Annotated in this window: 13 protein-coding genes; 9 read left to right on the top strand and 4 right to left on the bottom strand. The window is 42.4% G+C overall.

Going from position 1 to position 16,151, the window contains the following annotated elements; translation table 11 throughout:
- The first annotated feature begins 258 nt into the window (after positions 1-258).
- The 3 genes from ACI2IW_RS01025 (at position 259) to ACI2IW_RS01015 (ending at position 3,453) form a co-directional block, all read left to right on the top strand.
- Positions 259-1,173, top strand: coding sequence for a MaoC/PaaZ C-terminal domain-containing protein (locus ACI2IW_RS01025; protein ID WP_057759453.1), 915 nt, complete (start codon positions 259-261; stop codon positions 1,171-1,173).
- Positions 1,174-1,232: 59 nt separating this feature from the next.
- Positions 1,233-1,805, top strand: a complete 573-nt coding sequence (locus tag ACI2IW_RS01020; protein ID WP_404692349.1) for a serine/threonine protein phosphatase — start codon at positions 1,233-1,235, stop codon at positions 1,803-1,805.
- A gap of 211 nt (positions 1,806-2,016) precedes the next feature.
- Positions 2,017-3,453, top strand: coding sequence for a serine hydrolase domain-containing protein (locus ACI2IW_RS01015; RefSeq protein WP_404692348.1), 1,437 nt, complete (start codon positions 2,017-2,019; stop codon positions 3,451-3,453).
- 61 nt (positions 3,454-3,514) lie between these two features.
- Here ACI2IW_RS01015 and ACI2IW_RS01010 read toward each other — a convergent pair whose 3' ends face one another.
- From ACI2IW_RS01010 to ACI2IW_RS01000, 3 genes are all read right to left on the bottom strand, one after another.
- Positions 3,515-4,756: a cation:proton antiporter gene (locus ACI2IW_RS01010; RefSeq protein WP_404692347.1), complete on the bottom strand. Its 1,242-nt coding sequence runs from the start codon at positions 4,754-4,756 to the stop codon at positions 3,515-3,517.
- A gap of 250 nt (positions 4,757-5,006) precedes the next feature.
- The gene (gene ilvD, locus ACI2IW_RS01005; RefSeq protein WP_404692346.1) at positions 5,007-6,893 is read right to left on the bottom strand and encodes a dihydroxy-acid dehydratase; all 1,887 of its coding nucleotides are present in this window, start codon (positions 6,891-6,893) and stop codon (positions 5,007-5,009) included.
- Positions 6,894-7,113: 220 nt separating this feature from the next.
- Complete coding sequence (locus tag ACI2IW_RS01000; RefSeq protein WP_404692345.1) at positions 7,114-7,869, bottom strand: hypothetical protein; 756 nt, start codon at positions 7,867-7,869, stop codon at positions 7,114-7,116.
- 204 nt (positions 7,870-8,073) lie between these two features.
- On the opposite strand from ACI2IW_RS01000, the gene ACI2IW_RS00995 reads away from it, so the two are divergent.
- The 4 genes from ACI2IW_RS00995 to dusB all read left to right on the top strand — a co-directional run bounded on the left by ACI2IW_RS00995 (position 8,074) and on the right by dusB (position 13,177).
- Complete coding sequence (locus tag ACI2IW_RS00995) at positions 8,074-9,087, top strand: hypothetical protein (protein ID WP_404692344.1); 1,014 nt, start codon at positions 8,074-8,076, stop codon at positions 9,085-9,087.
- Between the two features lie 140 nt (positions 9,088-9,227).
- Positions 9,228-9,668, top strand: coding sequence for an HIT family protein (locus ACI2IW_RS00990; protein ID WP_404692343.1), 441 nt, complete (start codon positions 9,228-9,230; stop codon positions 9,666-9,668).
- A gap of 311 nt (positions 9,669-9,979) precedes the next feature.
- The gene (locus ACI2IW_RS00985) at positions 9,980-12,025 is read left to right on the top strand and encodes a BCCT family transporter (protein WP_404692342.1); all 2,046 of its coding nucleotides are present in this window, start codon (positions 9,980-9,982) and stop codon (positions 12,023-12,025) included.
- 120 nt (positions 12,026-12,145) lie between these two features.
- Positions 12,146-13,177 carry a tRNA dihydrouridine synthase DusB gene (dusB, locus tag ACI2IW_RS00980; protein ID WP_404692341.1) on the top strand — a complete coding sequence of 344 codons (1,032 nt, stop codon included), beginning with the start codon at positions 12,146-12,148 and terminating at the stop codon, positions 13,175-13,177.
- Between the two features lie 92 nt (positions 13,178-13,269).
- Here the strand turns inward: dusB and ACI2IW_RS00975 are convergent, their stop codons facing one another.
- Positions 13,270-13,671: a DUF1622 domain-containing protein gene (locus ACI2IW_RS00975; RefSeq protein ID WP_404692340.1), complete on the bottom strand. Its 402-nt coding sequence runs from the start codon at positions 13,669-13,671 to the stop codon at positions 13,270-13,272.
- Positions 13,672-13,906: 235 nt separating this feature from the next.
- Between ACI2IW_RS00975 and ACI2IW_RS00970 the strand changes: the two genes are divergently transcribed.
- Both ACI2IW_RS00970 and ACI2IW_RS00965 read left to right on the top strand, forming a co-directional pair.
- On the top strand, positions 13,907-14,794 hold the full coding sequence (locus ACI2IW_RS00970) for an SDR family NAD(P)-dependent oxidoreductase (protein WP_404692339.1): 888 nt from the start codon (positions 13,907-13,909) through the stop codon (positions 14,792-14,794).
- A gap of 310 nt (positions 14,795-15,104) precedes the next feature.
- Entirely contained in the window at positions 15,105-16,142 is a 1,038-nt protein-coding gene (locus ACI2IW_RS00965) for a DUF1852 domain-containing protein (RefSeq protein WP_404692338.1), read from the top strand.
- Positions 16,143-16,151: the final 9 nt, after the last annotated feature.

Here is a 16,151-nt window from a genome sequence, read left to right as displayed (position 1 = left end):
AGCTATTATTCCTCGTTTGTATCACATATGCTTACGAAATAATCTCTGATAAAGTGTAATAAAGCTGCCCAAGGGTGGCTTTTTTATGATAAAAACACAAGAACCAATAGCCAAACTATTTTTTGCTATTAAAGATACTCATGAGGTTGATTAAATTTAATGCTTATTAGATGATTTAATAGTAGGCTTTAGTCAATGACTGCAGATTGTCTTTATAAACGTTAAAGAACTTGTTCAAGCCACACTTAGGATGTACTTATGTCAGACAAACATTATGATGCGTTGCCAAAAGCGCACACCACTTATGCCAATATTGTCAAAAGCTTATTGCCTATCGGTAATGGTGGCAAGGTTAGTAGAGACCAGTTGCCACAATCTACTTACTATGTAGATGACTTGCATATCGATCAAGAAAACCTAGATGACTATCGCAAAATTTGCGGTTTTGCTGATGATGGCAAAGTGCCAGCGACTTACTTCTCGGTATTGTCACAGACGCTACAAATGAACATGATGGTCAAAGAGCCATTCCCATTTGCCATGTTAGGTCTTGTTCACGTTGATAATAGCGTTACCCAGTATCGCCCGATTGGAGAGCGTGAAACAGTAGCAATGTCGGTCACTTTTGATAACCTACGCGATCATGCCCAAGGTCAGCAGTTTGACTTTGTCACTATCGTAAAGTCAGAAGATGAAGTCATCTGGGAAGGTACGTCAACTTATTTATCACGTAGCAAAAAACCTAGCAGTAAAGATAAAAAGAGCGCGCCGCGTCCGGTAATGGTCAAGCCTGAAGTAAACGAAGAAGGTGTTCATAGCATTTTTGAAGTGCCAGAAGATATCGGTCGTCGTTATGCCTTTGTCTCAGGCGACTTTAATTTGATTCATTTGCATCCGCTATCAGCACGTGCGTTTGGTTTCCCTAAAGCGATTGCGCACGGTATGTGGTCAAAAGCTAAGTGTCTTGCTCTAATGGGTGATTTGCCTGATGCTTACACAATTGACGTCTCATTTAAGCTGCCTATCTTTTTGCCAGCTGAAGTAGAGCTGATTGCTGAGCCAGTAGCCCAGCTCAAAAACGTAGATGATACTTGTGAGTTTGGACTGTATAGCTCCAAAAACAATAAACCGCACTTGGCGGGTGTTGTAACCCTAAAGAGTGATAGCAAGTAGAATATAGCATCTTAAAGCTTCTATTTTAACAGCCATATTTAACGTACATATTTATTATTATGACTTCCCAAAACATGCCTTCAGAAGAAAACGCGATAGACGTAGATCAGACAGATAGCTCGATAGCAACTAATACGGCCGCTGCTAACGATAGCGGCGCTAACATTCATATCAGTGCAGATAATGGCATTGATTTGGCCGATATCTTTGAGCCTTATTTTCGTCCAGATGCAAACACTATTGTGTGCGGTGCATTAGATGACGAAAAAGTTGCGGCTTTAGCGAAAGCGGGCGTCGAGCTCGTCATCAACTTACAGCCTGATGACGAGTTGAGCTTTGATGAGGCATCAGCAGTTGAGCAAGCAGGTATGCACTACGAACAGCTGCCTATCAGCGGTGCTAAAGAGCTAAAGCAGCTTAAGATATTGGCATTTGATAATGTATTACGCCAACATCATGGCAAAAAAGTCGCTATGCACTGTGGGTCGGGCAATAGAGTAGGAGCTGCAATAGCGCTACGGGCAGGATGGTTGCGTGGACGTAAGATGGATACGGCTATGGAACGTGGTCGCAGCCATGGTTTGACCAAGCTTGAACAAGAAGTTCATAATCGTTTGCTAGTACCGCGTTAACTAAATTTGCGGCTTTAAATGTTAGTGCTGTCTTAGACGTTAGCAAACTTTAAAAGTATCATCGAAATAAATAATAAAAAAGGCGACCAATAGGTGGCCTTTTTTATTGGCTCACAATTCATTTATACTGGTTCAAATATTTTATATAGCTTGTGTATTACTATCATCTTAAAAATAGAATAATTCATATCACTGGAGTAAGGTAATAATAATGGGTCATAATACAGAAAATTCTAATACATCTATAAATGCTGACTTTCAAAACAAATTACAGCAATTACTGACAGATTTACAGCTTGATGATGCACCTGCTGGCGGGGCTGTGGCCGTGTATCAAGCAGGTCAATGTATAGCGCAAGCCAGTACAGGTATGGCGCGTCCTGATATGCCGTGGCAACCCGATACGTTGGCGATTAATTTTTCTACCGGTAAAGGGATATTGGCAACGTTGGTTCATGTGCTGGTTTCGCAGCAACTGCTTGAATATGACAAACCTATTGCCCATTACTGGCCAGAATTTGCTGCAAACGGCAAAGATCAAATTACGTTGCGACAAATCATGTCACATCAGGCCGACTTGTTTTCGATTCAAAGTATCGATGTCGATAGCGAGACGGTACTCGATTGGGATACAATGCTGCGCCACATTGCAGCGATGCCCATTACTTCTCCCGAAGATGCTACCAAATATGACAGCGCTTATAGTGCATTGGTCTACGGTTGGGTATTGGGCGGCGTAGTAGATGCGGTTACGAATCTATCGTTCGCTGAAGCACTGCGCCAGTATCTAACGGAGCCTCTGGGCATTGCCGACAGCTGCTATTTTGGTGTGCCGGATAGCAAAGTAGATCAGGTGGCAAAATTGGCCAAAGATTTTGAAGAAACAGAGGATACGAGCTCCCAATTAAAATCGAGACGTCAAAAACCAACCTTAAAAGTAGACTCTCAAGAAACTTTACGTACTTATGCAAGCTTACCTAGTTATCATTACTGGCAACAGAAAATGATAAATGATAAGCGTGCAGCTGAGACGCAAAGTAGCTTTGATGACCGCCTTGATGAAAATCTAAATAGCCCTGATACTGATAACGCACAGCCTGTATTAAATACTGCGCGTATCAATAGCTTATATTTCAATACCAGTCAGCTTAATCTAAAAAACTATAAATCAGCGCTGATACCTGCTGGCAAACATGCCCTTGATTATCATAAGCGCCAGACGCTACAAGCTGTCATTCCAGCGGCAAATGGTGTCGCTTCCGCTAAAGCACTGGCAACGATTTATGCAATGCTTGCTAATGGCGGTGTATGGCAAGGGAAAACACTGATCGATAGTGCTACTTTTGAGCAGTTATCTACTCCGCAGGTTGAGGGTTTAGATGCGGTTATGCCAACGGCTATGAAATGGCGATTGGGCTACCATAGATTATTTAGCTTGTATGCTAACAACGATGATACGGATAAGAGAATGAGTTCTGATTTATCAGGATTTGGGCATATGGGATATAACGGATCGGTTGCTTGGTGCGACCCTGAGCGCCAACTGTCATTTGCTTTTATTCATAATTTTGATACCACTATGCTCAATGACGTTCGTCAGTTTGCGCTGACAGAAGCCGTCTTGAGCTGGGTAGAAGAGATACTTTAATAACGCCAACTTCAATCGCGAATTGATTCTGTTTCAAACATAAGCAGCATTAATTTTAATGCTACTTTTTTGGTGTCATTTTAAGCAATCTTGATGCGCTAAGACCATGGATAAAGATAGAAGTCAAAATAACAATCGAACAAACAATCCACAATTTAAGCGCATCTTCATCCGCGAAGAAACCTTGATTGAGCGCATAGGAAAGATAATATAGGGTACCGATACCGCGAATACCCAAAGCCGATATCGCATATTTTTCGGTATGAGGTAAGTTCAATCCTGATAAGGCAATAAATCCACCAATCGGACGTATAAGTAGTAAGAAGGTAAAGCTGACGATATAGACGCGCCATGTCAACTCGACACCTGCCTGCAACCCTTGACCAAGGAACATACCGAAGATAACGAGCACCAATGACATCAGTAAGCCTTCTGATTGCTCAGCGAAATCATGCAGTTTTTGATGATAAGTATGCTCACACTCTGAGCGACGAAACGCAAATGCGGCCACGAATACAGCGATAAAGCCATAACTGTGTACATACTCTGCAAGTCCATAGGCTAGTAGCGTCAATGCAATAACCACATAGCCTTGCGAGATGGTCGTCTCACGGGTATGTTTAGAAAACACGACTTTAGCCAATACTTTACCAACCAATACACCTACCACTACACCTGCGCCAATCTTCCACAAGACGTCATGAGTAAACCACGACCACAGCATCTCGTAAGTAAAGGCTTTGCCTTCACTGAATGCTTCCGCAATTTTAATCGCTAGATACACAAACGGAAAAGCCAGACCATCGTTCAATCCTGCCTCTGACGTTAAAGTAAAGCGTGGTGTGTCTTCTCCTCCTGTATTGGGAGGTCCCACCTGAATGCTCGAAGCTAACACTGGATCAGTAGGCGCTAACACTGCACCTAACAAAATAGCTGCACCAAGGCTCAAACCAAACGCGTAATACCCCAAGACTGCCATCGCAAAAATACCAATAGGCATGGTAATGAGTAGCAGTCTTACTGTTGGTCGCCACAATCGCCAAGACAACTCTGTATCGATTTTAATACCAGCACCAACCAATGAGACCAATACAACAATTTCAGTCAGCTTTTCGATGAGTAAACCGTTATCAAGTGGGTCTAAAAAGGATAAAGACGTCCACCAGTAGCCCATCATCAGACCGAAGCTGACTTGGAGCATCGGTAATGATATAGAGGTGCGCTTAAAAATAACAGGAAACAAGGCCCCGAATAAAAAGGCAATCCCGCAGATTAATAAGAATAAGTTGTATTTTTCAATCATAAGGTTTACGCACGTCGTTATGTTTTAAGGGTCAATTTTAAAAGGGTAATTTTAGGTATTGATGACAATTAACAGCAATAGTTGATAGTCAGTCACGGATACTCTTTATCATGACGTCAAAATAAAATAATTACCGCAAAAAATAGTTATCAAAACGACAGCTACGTTGTTTTTTGGTGAAAAAAAAGCCTGCATTGCGCAGGCTTAATATATTTTCATCAGTATGTTTGGAGCATTAATAGCTTACAGACTAGCGCTCCACTTGGCTCACGTCACGGACGGCACCAGTATCAGCACTGGTAGTCATAGCAGCATAAGCACGTAATGCTGGCGAGACATGACGATCACGACTGACAGGCTTCCATGCATCACGACCACGCGCTTCCATAGCTTCTCGGCGAGCAGCTAAGTCTGCATCGCTTGCTTGCATGTTGATGGTACGATTTGGGATATCGATATGAATACTATCGCCTTCTTCAACCAAACCAATCGCCCCGCCTTCAGCAGCTTCTGGGCTGGCATGGCCAATGGATAGACCTGATGTACCACCAGAGAAACGACCATCGGTAAGTAGAGCACATTCTTTACCCAATCCTTTTGACTTTAGATAAGTCGTTGGATAAAGCATTTCCTGCATACCAGGGCCGCCTTTAGGACCTTCATAGCGAATGATAACAACATCGCCTGCAACGATTTGATCAGCCAATACCGCAGCAACCGCATCGTCTTGTGATTCAAATAGACGCGCGCGACCAGTAAAGGTCAAGATGCTTTCGTCGACGCCTGCGGTTTTGACCACGCAGCCTCGCTCAGCGATATTGCCATATAGTACAGCTAAGCCGCCATCTGTAGAGTAGGCGTGTTTGGCACTACGGATACAGCCCGACTCACGGTTGACGTCGAGGTTTGACCACTCTTTTGATTGTGAGAATGCTTCTGTGGTACGTACGCCACCAGGTGCTGCAAGGAAGCGTGCGCGAGCTTCATGGTTGTCAGGGTTCATGATATCCCACTTGTCGATGGCTTCTTTCATCGTTGCGCTATGGATAGTTGGCACGTCAGTTTTTAGTAACTCGGCGCGATCAAGTTCAGCGAGTAATGCAAAGACACCGCCAGCACGATGCACGTCTTCCATATGGTATTTCTGTGAGGCAGGGGCTACTTTTGCCAGGCAAGGCACACCGCGACTCAAACGGTCAATATCAGCCATCTTAAAATCGATCTCTGCTTCATTGGCCGCAGCAAGTAAATGCAAGATAGTATTGGTCGAACCGCCCATGGCGATATCTAAGCTCATGGCATTTTCAAAAGCAGCTTTGGTAGCGATAGAGCGTGGTAGCACAGAGTCATCATCTTGCTCGTAGCGACGCTTGGCTAATGAGACGATTGTACGACCCGCTTCTAAGAATAGCTCGCGGCGCAATGAGTGAGTAGCTAGTAGTGAGCCGTTACCTGGTAGTGCTAGGCCTAAAGCTTCGGTCAAGCAGTTCATCGAGTTGGCTGTGAACATACCAGAGCACGAACCACAAGTAGGGCAGGCTGAGGCTTCGATAGCGGCGACGTCTTCATCACTGATGCTATCATCAGCCGCGTCCATCATGGCATCGACAAGGTCAAGTTTGCGAACAGCGCTACTGTCACTACTATCGGTATTGTGGCTCTTACCAACGGTACTGGCTAAGATTTTGCCCGCTTCCATTGGGCCACCTGAGATAAACACCACTGGTATGTTAAGGCGCATGGCGGCCATCAACATACCCGGAGTGATTTTGTCACAGTTAGAAATACAAACTAGCGCATCTGCACAGTGGGCATTGACCATATACTCGACAGAATCAGCGATCAAATCACGGCTTGGTAGCGAGTACAACATACCGCTATGGCCCATCGCAATACCATCATCGACCGCAATGGTATTGAACTCTTTTGCAACGCCGCCTGCTTGCTCAATCTCACGGGCGACCAGCTGTCCAAGGTCTTTTAGATGCACATGGCCGGGTACAAACTGGGTAAAAGAGTTAGCAATCGCAATGATTGGCTTGCCAAAGTCGCCGTCAGTCATGCCGGTTGCACGCCATAATGCGCGCGCGCCTGCCATATTACGACCGCCGGTAGAGGTTTTTGAGCGATAATCCATGTGATATTCCTTACAAATAGGCGGGGTTGTTAAAATGTGCACCCTCAGTTTTAATAGGGATAGTGTGCTTTTTATAGAGAGTGAGTACTAGTGAATAATACTAATTCGTTACCATACCATTAGATATGAATAACTAAAAACAATATGCTAATAACAGTGAATTAATAATAAAGAATTAATAACCAAAAGCGATGAGCGAAAAAACAGTTATTCAAAATAGCTACTCAATACGTTCTAATATGGCTTTGTCAAACCAAGGAAGATCAGCTTTGTCTGCTTCTAGTTTTACAATGGCTGCAAGCGCATGAGTAGCCAGTAGCTGCTGATAATCGCCAATAGCTTCAATCGTCAGCAATGATTCGGTAGGTAGTGCTTGCGTATTAGGGTTTTGCTCGTCAATACTAATTAATATTTGCTTATTATTTTTATAGAGGACGTCTACACGACCAAAAAACTGCCAGTCTTTAAAAGCGGCAATAATAGCGTCGGCGGCATCCTTGGTATATACCTGCTGCGTCTCTTTACCCGTATTGGTCCAATGTAGCCGTACAGCCAACTGCAATGCCTCACTAAATACCACCAACGAGCCGATAATTTTTACATGCCAAGGACTGGTCAGCAGCTCCTCGTCAATACCAATTAACTTGGCAGCTTGATGAGCTGACATGGGTTTATTGAATTGAAGCAGTAGCTCAGGAGTAAGCGGGTGCGTTTGTTTGATCGCATCATCTAAACTGTCATAGTGATACAAAAAAGGCAGTGGCAAATCTTGCGTGACAGTCTTCTTTATAATTTTACAATTGTGTATCTGCCAGCTGATGGCTTTATCAGTCAATGCTTCTGCTAATATGATAGCGTTTGGATCGATAGTTTGAGTACCACTTTCCCTCTCAATATCAGAGTGTTCTTCCTGATTATCAAGGGTTACAGCAGTATTATCCATATCTGGTTGAGTTGGCAAAGTAGGCAAATCCATAAACATAGCGTTATTAAAATAGAGGGTTAATATAACATTTTAAGGGCATGACTCGCCAATAAATTAGTGAGATGAGATGGTAGTTTATACGTATAAAATAATATCTTTAGTTGAATGACTTATTATAAATTAATCGTATTTTGTCTATTAAAATAATCTAAAATATAGTCGATAATTTAGATGGAAATATAAGCAAAGGAATTAATGAAAAAGTTCTCCGATAATGAATCTATCCAAGAATGGATAACATCAAATCGTCTCTATGAAGAGTACCTCTTCTACTACTTACTCATATGCCTATTTTGGTTTTTCGTTGGTTTGTTTTCTATTGGTATACGCATACCTGTATTCAACGATATGCAGAATTTAGCATTTAATACGGTATGGTTTTTAATCCTATGTGTCGCATTAAGCATCCCCAAATTTTGGTATTTTTTGATAAAAGGGCGTCATGGCCAATTGTTTCAAGCCACTGTTAAAGTGTATGAAACATTAGGTAGCATAGAAGATGTTGAACAAAGAGAGCAGGTACATAAGCAGATTACTAGCAATGGCAAGTTGCCCCCTAACCGATTAGAAACGCTATCACTGGCATTTTTATTTGCATTCTTACTCTTCGATATATTGTATATCCGCAGCTGGATCAGCGATTTAAGTTTAGTATGGCAGCCTGACTGGGTCAATGCCTGTATTGGCTGGGTACATAATAATTTAACGCTGCCACCAATTAATGAGAACAGAAAATTTTTTGATTTGTATTTTAGTGGCAATAGTGCAGATACCAAACTGAAGCAACAGTTTGAAGATGAATGGGCATTTTTGGCTTCTCCATTTGGTGATGCCGCAATGTTTTACCATTTTATTCGAGTGATGATGTTTGTTCCTATCTTAGCGGCATTGTCTATCGTATTGTGGAAGCCGCTAAAGTTTATGGGAATGCAGCAAATTGATCCCAGAAATATTCACAGTGTCATGTCTTTTTTACGTAGTTGTGCTTGGTCATTTATCTTTGGATTTTTTATGACTATTGGCACGTTAGGTTTTTTAACCAATGCAAACTGGTTCACATTAGGTCTGATAGATCAAGAAGCATGGTTCGAGAATTTATATATCAACGGTTTATACATATTTATCGTTTTTGGTATCCGATTTTTTTATGGCTGGTTTGTTTTTTGGAAAAATATTTTTTTGAAGTGTGTAAAAAAATTCAGTTATTAGAGGTTCGTTCGCTTTGAACTCACATTGCTGACTTGTACTAAAGTCATATTTCGTCCACTATATGACAGACACTTTTATCTATTTGTGATAGCTATTAATCTATTAATTAACTAATAATAAAACTCTTAAAGGAAAAAATAATGACTGAAGTAAATCAACAGACCACTTATGACGACAATAATATCTTTGCCAAAATGCTAGATGGTGATATTCCGTATCATAAAGTGTATGAAGATGATAAAACGCTCGCCTTTATGGATATCATGCCGCAAGCCGAAGGACATGTATTGGTGATACCGAAGCAAAAAGCGGTAGATTTGGCGGATCTTGAGCCTGAATATGCTGCTGCGGTGCTAATGACGTCTAAGAAAGTCATGCAAGCCCAGCGTCAAGTGTTTGAGCGTGAAGGCGTTATCCAAATGCAGTTGAATGGCTCACAAGCAGGTCAAACGGTTTTTCATTATCATGTGCACCTCATTCCATCAAGTATTCATGAATTGGGTCGTCATGCAGTAACCCAAGCCGATAGTAATGATTTGGCAAATATTGCGCAGAAGTTGGCGGCAGTGATTGATGCCTAGTTAGGAGACAGAATGCTTCTATTTAGGTACAACAAATACTGGTATTTACGAATTAGCGAGCATTTATAGATTATAAATCACTAAAAAAATACATATACAATCCAAAGGCAGCTAGCAAGCTGCCTTTTTTATTTTCTTGGTAATAGTCATGTAACATTCGTTAAAGTCATGTTACGAGTTGAACGCTTGTCTAGGGTTTTGGAAAAGAGTGTGATAATTATTATAACCATTCACACACATTTTCTAATCTTTGCCTTAATTAAAACTTTTCTATAAAAAGGCATCGTCAACTTTTGAGGATATTATCTTTCATGAGTAAATTACCTCGTTCGACTATTTTATTACCAGTCTTTGTACCTGCAGCAATTATTATGCTGCTATTGGTCATTGGTACGGCTATTAATCCTGAAGCAGCGGGTGCTCTGTTTAGTGATGTGCTTAGTTTTACGACTGAGACATTCGGTTGGTTTTATATGCTGGCAGTGGCACTGTTTTTGATGTTCATTATTGTACTGGCGTTTTCGTCTTATGGCAGTATCAAGCTAGGCCCTGATCATGCTGAGGCGGAGTACGGATTCCTTGAATGGTTTGCCATGCTGTTTTCGGCAGGTTACGGGATTGCGCTACTGTTTTATGGGGTAGCGGAACCAGTAATGCACTTTTCTAGTCCGCCAATGTCGGATCCGCAGACTATTGCTGCGGCAAAAGAGGCGATGCAAATAGCGTATTTTCATTGGGGTTTTCATATTTGGGCAATTTATGGTGTCGTTGGTTTATCACTAGCTTATTTTGCGTTTCGTCATGGTCTACCATTATCAATACGCTCGACACTGTATCCGATTATTGGTGACAGGATTCATGGCCCTATCGGTCATACGGTCGATGTGTTTGCGATATTGGGTACGATGTTCGGTATTGCTACCAGTCTTGGTCTGTCAGTATCGCAAATCAATGCAGGTCTAAACTACTTGTTACCTGATATTATCCCCGTGAATACTACCATACAGGTCGTGGCGATTGCATTAGTGACATCAGCAGCACTGGTGTCCGTATTGGCAGGGATGGACAAAGGGGTAAAACGCTTGTCTATTCTAAATATGGTATTGGCAACCGCGTTGATGGTGTTTGTATTTGTAGTAGGGCCGACGATCTTTATCCTAAATGCCTTTATGGAAAATACAGGCAGCTATTTGGGTAATATCGTTGAGCGTACCTTTAGCTTGCAGGCATACGAGAATAGCAATTGGATCGGCAGCTGGACCTTGTTTATTTTTGCATGGACGATTGCATGGGCCCCCTTTGTCGGTCTGTTTATTGCCAAGATTAGCCGTGGTCGTACCATCCGGGAGTTTGTACTCGGTGTGATGTTGGTGCCAACGTTCTTTACGTTCTTTTGGTTTTCGGTGTTTGGTGATACTGCCCTACATATGATTATGGTCGATGGCTATAACTCACTCATCAGTGAAGTACAAAACAACCAAGCGATCGCTTTATTTAAATTATTAGAGCGGTTACCGTTTACCGAATTTGTGTCGTCATTGACTATTTTGTTGATTATTACGTTTTTTGTGACGTCATCGGATTCTGGCTCATTGGTAATCGATTCGCTAGCGGCTGGTGGTCGTAGTGATACGCCATGGTGGCAGCGTAGCTTTTGGGTAGTGACTGAAGGGGCCGTTGCCGCAGTGCTTTTGATTGCAGGCGGTCTCACAGCGCTACAAACGGCAGCAATCGTTAGTGCACTACCATTTGCGATTATCATTCTGATCTCCATGTTCGGTATGTGGCGCGCATTGCGTATTGAGGGACATCGTAATCAAAGCCTTGATCAAAATAACAAACTACCGCCGCACTTGCTTAAACCGTCTGCATGGCGTGAGCGTATTGATTATATGGCTGATAAGCCCACACGTGACAAGGTGCTAAACTACATCAAAGAAGTGGTGATGCCCTCGATGATGGAAGTGTCGTCTAAATTTGTAGAAACCGGCTGGACGACTGAGGTCAACTATGACGCGGTCAATAACCGTGCGGTGCTAGAGTTGCAACGTGGTGACGATGTCGAGTTTTGGTATGAAGTTCGCTTATCTGAACATGATGCGCCTGATTATTATACTGCAGACAGCGCAGATACCTTGCCACAAGAGCATCATCATCGCGCTGAGGTGTATCTACGCCGTGGTGGTCAGACCTATGACTTATACGGCTACAAATCTGAATCAGTGATTAATGACATCATTGATCAGTTTGAGAAGTATTTACATTTCCTCAATGTATCGCCTGATAGTCTACCGTGGCGCATGCAAGAGCATGATGATGACATCACACTAGAGCAGGGCAGTGTGCTTGATAAATAATGCATGGAATGTATTAAAAACGAGTAATGCTTATGCAAGCTATTCACGTTAATCGCTTGCAATAAACGCAGGAATCCTTAGAATAACGGCTTGTTTTCCTTACAAATCAAGCCGTTTTTTATGTCTATTGATTCTCCCGCTTTTCCTTCTTCCTCGACTTTGTCTGATCATCCATTGTTGCAGCCATTAAATATCGGTGGCCTGACGATTGAAAATCGTTTGATGGTCGCACCGATGGCAGGCGTGACGGACAACCCCTTTCGTCGATTGTGCAAATCATTTGGCGCAGGTCATGCGGTCAGCGAGATGATCATCGCTGATACGGCGCTTTATGCACGCAAAAAATCCTTGTACCGTGCCAATTTTGACAATGAGATTGCGCCTATCTCGGCACAGATAGCAGGTGCTGAACCGGACAAACTGGCTGAAGCGGCCCGTTATCAAATTGATAATGGTGCGCAGATTATCGATATCAATATGGGCTGTCCGGCGAAAAAGGTCTGTCGTAAGCTGGCAGGTTCTGCATTGTTGCAAGACGAAGATTTGGTCGCGCGATTGTTAGATGCCACGGTCAATGCCGTTGATGCACCTGTCACGCTAAAGACACGTCTAGGTTTTGAAAACGGTCGTGAAAACATCTTACGAGTCGCCAAGCGTGCTGAGCAGGCAGGCATTGCAGCGATTGCTATTCATGGCCGTACACGTGAAGACATGTATACAGGCAATGCACGATATGAGCTAATACGCGAAGTCAAAGAAAGTATCAGTATTCCTGTCATTGCCAATGGCGATATCGATAGCGCACAAAAAGCCCAACACGTCTATGAGATGACAGGCTGTGATGCGGTGATGATTGGGCGTGCTGCACAAGGGCAGCCGTGGATATTTCGCGATATTGAGCACTTTTTGCGTACTGGCGAGTGCCTAGAGGCACCGAGCGTTAGTGAGATAAAAGAGATCGTACTGGCCCATTTGCAAGAGCTTTATGATTTCTACGGCGAGTATTCAGGCTGCCGTATCGCTCGCAAACATATTGCATGGTATACGACAGGTATTCCAAACTCCAACGCCTTTAGACAGGCGATGTATGGTGAAGAAAGCACCGCTGGGCAATTTAAAGTGGTCGAGACTTTTTTGCAGGCGCACGAATAGTAATCGCTTAAATATTGTTTTATAAACTCGTGCTAATTACTTTTAATAGTGCCTTTTACGTGTTGCCTTTTGATAGCTCTTTTATCTAACAGCTATGCTTTATCAATTGGCACAGTATGATTGTCAGTATCAGACTGTTGGTCAGGCGCAGGTTTTCTATTTTGCCAAGGGAATCGTCCTTCTAGTTCAACCTGTAACGATAAGCTTAAAAAGGTTCGAATCAGTACGATAAAACCTAGCACCAGTACGCTGCGTAGCGATGGCTCAGTGACGACAGTAGCCACGATATCAGCGGCGATTAGCACCTCTAATCCCAACAATATAGACTTGCCTACGGTCTGTCTGATTTCAACATAAGTATCATTATTAAAATGCCTCGACGATCGAAAAGCCCTATATAAAGCAAGAAATAGCCCAAAAAACATAATGAGGACGCCAATGACTTCGATCATTTTGGCAATTAAGTCGATATAGTGAGTTAGTGTGTCTATCAAAGCAGATACTCCTAATAATTAATCAGAAAAAAGCTTAGCACTTAACACTTAGTACTTAGCACTTAGGAATTAACAATAAGCTAAAAATGTATTTATAAATATTTATATCGACGACGAAATTTGTAAAAGTTCCGTTAGCTAACGCCCACTATGGTTTTGTTCACTCCCTACGACATTTTTTTGCTATGCTATAACCGAATGCCAATAACTATAGAATAAACGAAAAGGACTTTTTATGGCCAATCTCTCGAAAAAAGCAATTACCAAAGCCGTCAAAGGCAAGAATATTATCATTACAGGCGCTTCAAGTGGTATCGGTGAGCGTACGGCTTTTTTGCTCAGTGAATGTGGCGCGCATGTTATTTTGCTGGCCCGTACTGAAGATAAGCTAAAAATGGTCAAAGAAAACATTGAAATACTTGGTGGCACGGCCAGTTATTATCCATGTGACCTGACCAATATGGATGAGATTGAAAAAACCAGTGAAAAGATTTTGGCTGACTTTAAGCATGTTGATGTACTAGTCAACAATGCAGGACGTTCGATTCGCCGTTCAGTGCATGAGTCGGTCAACCGCTTTCATGACTTTGAACGTACCATGGAGATTAATTATTTTGGCGCGGTCAAAATCATTCTTGGTTTCTTGCCAACGATGATTGGTCGCCAGACCGGTCAAATCGTGAATATATCTTCGATTGGGGTATTGGCAAATAGTCCGCGCTTTTCAGCGTATGTCGCATCAAAGGCTGCCTTAGATGCATTTAGTCGCTGTTTGGCTGCTGAAGTCAAAGGCGATAACATCAAAGTGACTAATATTTTTATGCCACTTGTACGTACCCCGATGATTGCGCCAACCAAGCTATATCGCTATATGCCAGCACTGATGCCTGACGAAGCAGCGATGATGGTCGCAAAAGCCATCGTTCATAAGCCAAATAGCATTGCTAGTAATATGGGCAAATTTGCCTCGGCGACTTATTCACTGGTACCAGCCTTTAACGTTGGCGTCCAGTCCATTGGTTATCGCATTTTCCCAAGTTCGACAGCTGCACAAACGACGGATAGCAAGCCTAACCTTGCTCAGCGTGCCTTTGCCAAAATTCTTCCTGGTGAGCATCACTAGAATCGATTTGTTATCAGGCTCGAATTTGAATAAGAAGGATACTACGGTATCCTTTTTTTATGCCTTAAAAATATGCTTAAGCAGTATAAAAGCCTCTTCGCTGCCATTGTGTGAAGGGCTTAGTTGTACGTTAAATAAATCCTTAAAAATTCCGCTGTTAAATTTCCTTCATATGTCTAATTTTCAGGAAGATGAATAAAATTCATCTTATGTTTAAATTGTATCGTTTTTATTCATGTTTAGATTTCGGTATGATTCACCTCATACACAGATTTGGTTTTATCTCAGATAAATAAGGTAGCGAATCACCATGAGTAAAGAATTCAATTGTTCAATTAAGCACATTCGTTTTGACGAAAACTATCAGCCTGCAGATAGCACGCGTTTGACGACTAACTTTGCAAATTTGGCACGCGGCGAGCACCGCCAAGAGAACTTACGCAAAACGTTAACCATGATCAATAACCGCTTTAATGCATTGGCGCATTGGGATAATCTGACAGCAAATCGTTATTCTGTTGAAGTTGATATCATCTCTGTCGATCTAGATGTTAAAGGCAATGGTCAGACGTTTCCTATTATCGAAACGCTAAAAACAACGATTGTGGATCACAAAGAAAACAAGCGTATCGACGGCATGGTTGGCAACAGTTTCTCCTCTTACGTGCGTGATTATGATTTTAGTATTGTGTTACCAGAGCATCGCGACAAAAACCTAGCATCCATAACGCCAGATAATTTTGGTGAGTTGCACGGCAAGCTGTTTCAATATTTATTGAACTCAGAGGCTTACAACGCTCATTTTCACAAAAAACCTGTAATTTGCCTGAGCGTGTCAACCAGCAAGACTTACTATCGTACTGTCAATCAGCATCCTGTATTGGGTATTGAATACAAGCAAGATGAATACTCGTTGACCGACGACTATTTTTATAAAATGGGCTTAACGGTACGTTATTTTAAGCCTGAAGGTAGCGCCGCGCCGTTAGCCTTTTATTTTGCAGGGGACTTGCTCAGTGATTACACCGATCTTGAACTGATTAGTGCAATCAGTACTATGGAGACCTTTCAGAAGATTTACCGTCCTGAGATTTACAATGCCAACTCAAGCGCTGGACAAGTGTATCAACCTAGCCTGAATTACCAAGACTATTCATTGACGCAAGTAGTCTATGACCGCGCCGAACGTAGTCAGATGGCAGTAACCCAAGGCAGATTTACTGAGACACACTTTATCAAGCCGTATCAAACCATCCTTGAGGAATGGGCTGCAAGCTATGATGTAACAGGCGAGACTGCTCAAAAAGAAGCCGCTGACAAGAAAACGGCTAGGAAGCAAGCTGCTTAACTGAGCATT

Source organism: Psychrobacter sp. NPDC078501, from assembly GCF_044900935.1.
Classification (GTDB): domain Bacteria; phylum Pseudomonadota; class Gammaproteobacteria; order Pseudomonadales; family Moraxellaceae; genus Psychrobacter.
This window is presented reverse-complemented; position numbering and strand designations above follow the sequence as displayed.

What these genes read in the sequence shown, in the direction of transcription:
- ACI2IW_RS00970 (WP_404692339.1), top strand. Translation starts at nt 13,907, where the DNA reads ATGGCCAATCTCTCGAAAAAAGCAATTACCAAAGCCGTCAAAGGCAAG.
- ACI2IW_RS00965 (WP_404692338.1), top strand. Translation starts at nt 15,105, where the DNA reads ATGAGTAAAGAATTCAATTGTTCAATTAAGCACATTCGTTTTGACGAA.
- ACI2IW_RS01000 (WP_404692345.1), bottom strand. Translation starts at nt 7,869, where the DNA reads ATGGATTTGCCTACTTTGCCAACTCAACCAGATATGGATAATACTGCT.
- ACI2IW_RS00995 (WP_404692344.1), top strand. Translation starts at nt 8,074, where the DNA reads ATGAAAAAGTTCTCCGATAATGAATCTATCCAAGAATGGATAACATCA.
- ACI2IW_RS01010 (WP_404692347.1), bottom strand. Translation starts at nt 4,756, where the DNA reads ATGATTGAAAAATACAACTTATTCTTATTAATCTGCGGGATTGCCTTT.
- dusB (WP_404692341.1), top strand. Translation starts at nt 12,146, where the DNA reads ATGTCTATTGATTCTCCCGCTTTTCCTTCTTCCTCGACTTTGTCTGAT.
- ACI2IW_RS01025 (WP_057759453.1), top strand. Translation starts at nt 259, where the DNA reads ATGTCAGACAAACATTATGATGCGTTGCCAAAAGCGCACACCACTTAT.
- ACI2IW_RS01020 (WP_404692349.1), top strand. Translation starts at nt 1,233, where the DNA reads ATGACTTCCCAAAACATGCCTTCAGAAGAAAACGCGATAGACGTAGAT.
- ACI2IW_RS00985 (WP_404692342.1), top strand. Translation starts at nt 9,980, where the DNA reads ATGAGTAAATTACCTCGTTCGACTATTTTATTACCAGTCTTTGTACCT.
- ilvD (WP_404692346.1), bottom strand. Translation starts at nt 6,893, where the DNA reads ATGGATTATCGCTCAAAAACCTCTACCGGCGGTCGTAATATGGCAGGC.
- ACI2IW_RS01015 (WP_404692348.1), top strand. Translation starts at nt 2,017, where the DNA reads ATGGGTCATAATACAGAAAATTCTAATACATCTATAAATGCTGACTTT.
- ACI2IW_RS00990 (WP_404692343.1), top strand. Translation starts at nt 9,228, where the DNA reads ATGACTGAAGTAAATCAACAGACCACTTATGACGACAATAATATCTTT.